Source organism: Massilia sp. P2_C2 (assembly GCF_056404615.1).
Window position 1 is genome coordinate 1 of the sequence record NZ_JBFUDR010000442.1, and the last position, 3,791, is coordinate 3,791.

Below are 3,791 nucleotides of genomic sequence, written 5' to 3' on the forward strand. Positions count from 1 at the left end.
GATATGCACCGTCTCGGGCAGGAAGTCCGGACGCTCGCCGGCGTCCAGGCGCTTCGCGCGCTCCACGCGGGCGGCCAGCAGTTGCTGGCGGCGCGACTCGAATTCGCGGCTCAGTTTCGCTACCAGCGCGAGCGCTTCCGGGGTCAGGATCTGTTCATAGCCGGGCTGGATCTCGGCCCGGATTTCCATTCCGGCTGGGGTGGCGATGGTCATTGCGTTCTCCTGTTCTAGTATGAAATACGGCGTGCGCCCAGGTTCTTGGCACAAGCCAGCTTGGCGTTTGATATTGCTTCCAGTATATTCACTATTACTCGCCTAAACGAGACAAAAAATATATTCATTTATGCTTTTTTGTCACAGATGACGTACAGAACTGAGGCATTCCTTTGGACCATTTCCGTCAGATATCCACTTTCGTAGAAGTCATTGCCCGCGGCAGCCTCTCGGCGGCCGCGCGCGCGGAAGGCATCGCGCCGGCCATGATCGGACGGCGCCTGGACGCGCTCGAAGCGCGGCTGGGCGTGAAGCTCTTACAGCGTACCACGCGCAAGCTGGCGCTGACGGACGAAGGCGCGGTGTTCCTGGAAGATTGCCAGCGCATCCTGGCCGAGCTGGAAGAAGCGGAAGCGGCCGTGTCCGAACGTAGCGCGCGCGCGACGGGACACCTCGTCGTGTCGGCACCGGCCGGCTTCGGGCGGCAGCACGTGGCGCCGCTCGTGCCCTCGTTCCTCGCCGAACACCGCGAAGTGAGCGTGAACCTGAACCTGTCCGACCGCGTCGTCGACGTCATCGGCGAAGGCGTCGACATCGCGATCCGCATCGCCAGCCTGACGGATTCGAACCTCGTGGGCGTAAAACTGGCCGACAACCACCGGGTCGTCGTTGCGACGCCGGGCTACCTGAAGCGCTACGGTACGCCACAGACGCTCGACGACCTCTCAAAGCACAATTGCCTCGCGATCAGCAGCCAGGGCAGCCAGCGCGGCTGGACGTTCCGCGACCACGGCAAGATCGTCACCATGAAGGTGAGCGGCAACATGGTGTGCAATGACGGCGCCGTCCTGCACGACTGGGCGATGGCGGGCCGTGGCCTCGCCTGGCGTTCGATGTGGGAAGTGAGTTCGGAGATCGAGGCGGGCCAGCTCGTGCCCGTGCTGGAGCAATACGCCGCACCGGGCAACGACATCTATGCCGTGTTTGCCCAACGGCGCCATCTGCCGCTGCGCATCCGCGTATTCGTCGATTTCCTGCGACACGCGTATTCGCAACCGGAGTATTGGAGAAGCAACGCCGCCAAGCGGCGAGAATGATGATGATAATGTTCGCGAGAAAAATCGCGAATTGTCACGCCGGGAATCGGAACAGATGGGCAAAAAAAAATCCCCGGAAACTCCGAGGATTTTTTGTCAGACATTCAGCGCATTACAGCGGTTGAATGTTCGATGCTTGCTTGCCTTTCGGACCCGAGGTCACGTCGAAAGAGACGCGCTGGTTCTCTTGCAGCGACTTGAAGCCTTGGGATTGGATCGCCGAGAAGTGCGCGAACAGGTCTTCGCCGCCTTCGTCCGGGGTGATGAACCCGAAGCCTTTGGAGTCATTGAACCATTTTACGATGCCAGTTGCCATTACAATTTCCTATTTCAGTTGAAGTGGACAGAAGTCCGTTTACGATCGTTTGAAGAAGCAAGAAACAAATGACAGACTAACTRCACTGCTACCGCGAATCCAACGATCCCTAATTATACCGAATAAACCCGCTTGTACACGGTTTTCGCAAAATAAAACCGGGCTCCGTAACAATTCCTGACGCCAACCCCTTTACGGATCCCATTTGCGTCGGCAGTACGCAAAATATAGGGCATGGATGCGGATAAAGTTTGTCTTAAATCAAACGACTCTCTGACTGGTCCTTTGTCGTGACGCTAAACGGCGGACTCATCGTTCGGATACACCGCCTTCGGGTCCACGCAGCCCCAGGCGATGAAGACGTCCAGCTCTGCCAGCCACGCCTCCCACTCCTGCGGGGCGACGGCATCGAATGTCGTGAGCACGCGTAGGCGCTGCTCCAGCATGCGCGCCTGCTGCCCGAGGATGCGGAAACCGAAGGTGGCGGATGAGCCGGCCAGCGTATGCAGCACGGCATGCATTTGCTCGATGAGTTGCTGCGGCGGATGTTTTGGGTCGAATTCGTTGCGCGCAGTTGACAATCGTCCGAGCGTCTGCGGCAGGCTCGCCGCGAATTTATCGTTCAGTTCCGCGAGGCGCGCGAAAAATTCCGCATCCGCACTACTATTCATCTGCTGTGTTCTTTCCTGGAATGGTCGGGGCGGCGCTTATTTCGTGCCGAAGATGCGATCGCCGGCGTCGCCGAGGCCCGGCACGATGTAGGCATGATCGTTCAGGTTGCTGTCCAGCGACGCGACGTACAGCTTCACGTCCGGATGGGCCGCATGGAAGACCTCGACACCTTCCGGCGCCGCCACGAGGGCCAGGAACAGGATCTGGTCATCGGTCACGCCGCGCTTTTTCAGCACGTCGACGGCGTACACGGCGGAATTGCCCGTCGCGACCATCGGATCGCACAGGATGAACGTGCGCTCGTTCGTGTCCGGCAGGCGCACGAGGTATTCGACGGGCAGGTGCGTCGCCGGGTCGCGGAACACGCCGATGTGGCCCACGCGGGCCGACGGCACCAGTTCCAGCAGGCCGTCGCTCATGCCGACGCCCGCGCGCAGAATCGGCACGATGGCGAGTTTCTTGCCCGCGATGACGGGGGCGTCGATGGTTTCAAGCGGGGTGTCGATGGTGCGGGTCGTCAACGGCAGGTCGCGCGTGATCTCGTAACCCATCAGCAGCGTGATCTCCCTGAGCAGTTCGCGGAACGTGCGCGTGGACGTGCTGCKGTCGCGCATGTGCGTCAGCTTGTGCTGGATCAGCGGGTGATTAAGGATGTACAGGTTCGGGAAACGCGGGTCTTGTTTCATTGCTAATGATCAATACGTTGATCGCCACTTGTGGTAGCGACATGATTATCGGTAAATGGCCAGCATTATCCCAGCGCCGCTCACGTTTGTCCCGTGCTTTATCAAGTTTCACCGACCGTCATTCCACAAGGGCCCGGGCCAGGATCGCACCGCAGTCGACCCCGTCCGGCAGCCGGCCGAAGGCGCCGCCCACGTCCACGGCAATGCGCGACGCGACGAAGGCGTCGGCCACGAAGGCCGGTGCATGGCGCAGCAACAGCCCGGCCTGCACGGCCACCACGAGCTGCTCGGCGAGCCTGCGAGCGCCGAATTCATCGGCAGCAAAATGGCCCAGGCCGTCCAGCAGACGCGCGCAATACGCGTCGAAACGGGCGTCGCGGCCCGCTGCGAGGCCCAGTTCGGCCGCCAGCGCCTCGCGGGTTTCCGACCCCTTGGAAAAAGCCCGCAACACGTCCAGGCACATCACGTTGCCGGAACCTTCCCAGATCGAGTTGACGGGGAATTCGCGGTACAGGCGCGCCAGCGGGCCGTCCTCGACATAGCCGTTGCCGCCCATGACTTCCATCGCTTCGGCGCCGAATCCCGGGCCGCGCTTGCACAGCCAGTACTTGCCGGCCGGCGTAAGAATGCGGCCCAGCAATGTCTCCGCAGGCGCCACGGCGCCATCCGCGCCCGGGTCGAAGCAGCGCGCCAGGCGCAACGCGAAGGCGGTCGCCGCTTCCGATTCCAGCGCCAGGTCGGCCAGCACGTTCTGCATCAGGGGCTGCTCCGCCAGACGGCGGCCGAACGCGCTGCGCCCCCGCGCAT

5 protein-coding genes and 1 pseudogene are annotated in these 3,791 nt (G+C 61.7%); 1 reads left to right on the forward strand and 5 read right to left on the reverse strand.

The annotated features are described in order from the left end of the window. Positions 1–213: pseudogene (locus tag AC1DYX_RS28980) on the reverse strand (malate synthase A); the annotation flags it as partial. Between the two features lie 173 nt (positions 214–386). Here AC1DYX_RS28980 and AC1DYX_RS28985 point away from each other — a divergent pair. Next, on the forward strand, positions 387–1,310 hold the full coding sequence (locus tag AC1DYX_RS28985) for a LysR family transcriptional regulator (RefSeq protein ID WP_477265351.1): 924 nt from the start codon (positions 387–389) through the stop codon (positions 1,308–1,310). Positions 1,311–1,422: 112 nt separating this feature from the next. Here AC1DYX_RS28985 and AC1DYX_RS28990 read toward each other — a convergent pair whose 3' ends face one another. From AC1DYX_RS28990 to AC1DYX_RS29005, 4 genes are all read right to left on the reverse strand, one after another. Next, positions 1,423–1,626, reverse strand: a complete 204-nt coding sequence (locus AC1DYX_RS28990; RefSeq protein ID WP_036166698.1) for a cold-shock protein — start codon at positions 1,624–1,626, stop codon at positions 1,423–1,425. A 296-nt stretch (positions 1,627–1,922) separates the two neighbouring features. Further along, positions 1,923–2,297: an Hpt domain-containing protein gene (locus tag AC1DYX_RS28995; protein ID WP_477265354.1), complete on the reverse strand. Its 375-nt coding sequence runs from the start codon at positions 2,295–2,297 to the stop codon at positions 1,923–1,925. Positions 2,298–2,333: 36 nt separating this feature from the next. Beyond that, entirely contained in the window at positions 2,334–2,984 is a 651-nt protein-coding gene (upp, locus tag AC1DYX_RS29000; RefSeq protein WP_477265356.1) for a uracil phosphoribosyltransferase, read from the reverse strand. A 118-nt stretch (positions 2,985–3,102) separates the two neighbouring features. Continuing rightward, positions 3,103–3,791, reverse strand: a 689-nt coding sequence (locus tag AC1DYX_RS29005; RefSeq protein ID WP_477265358.1) for an acyl-CoA dehydrogenase family protein, incomplete at its 5' end; no start/stop codon positions are given.

Excerpts from the sequence above, each read along its gene's own strand:
- AC1DYX_RS28990 (WP_036166698.1), bottom strand. The coding sequence starts at position 1,626 with ATGGCAACTGGCATCGTAAAATGGTTCAATGACTCCAAAGGCTTCGGG.
- AC1DYX_RS28995 (WP_477265354.1), bottom strand. The coding sequence starts at position 2,297 with ATGAATAGTAGTGCGGATGCGGAATTTTTCGCGCGCCTCGCGGAACTG.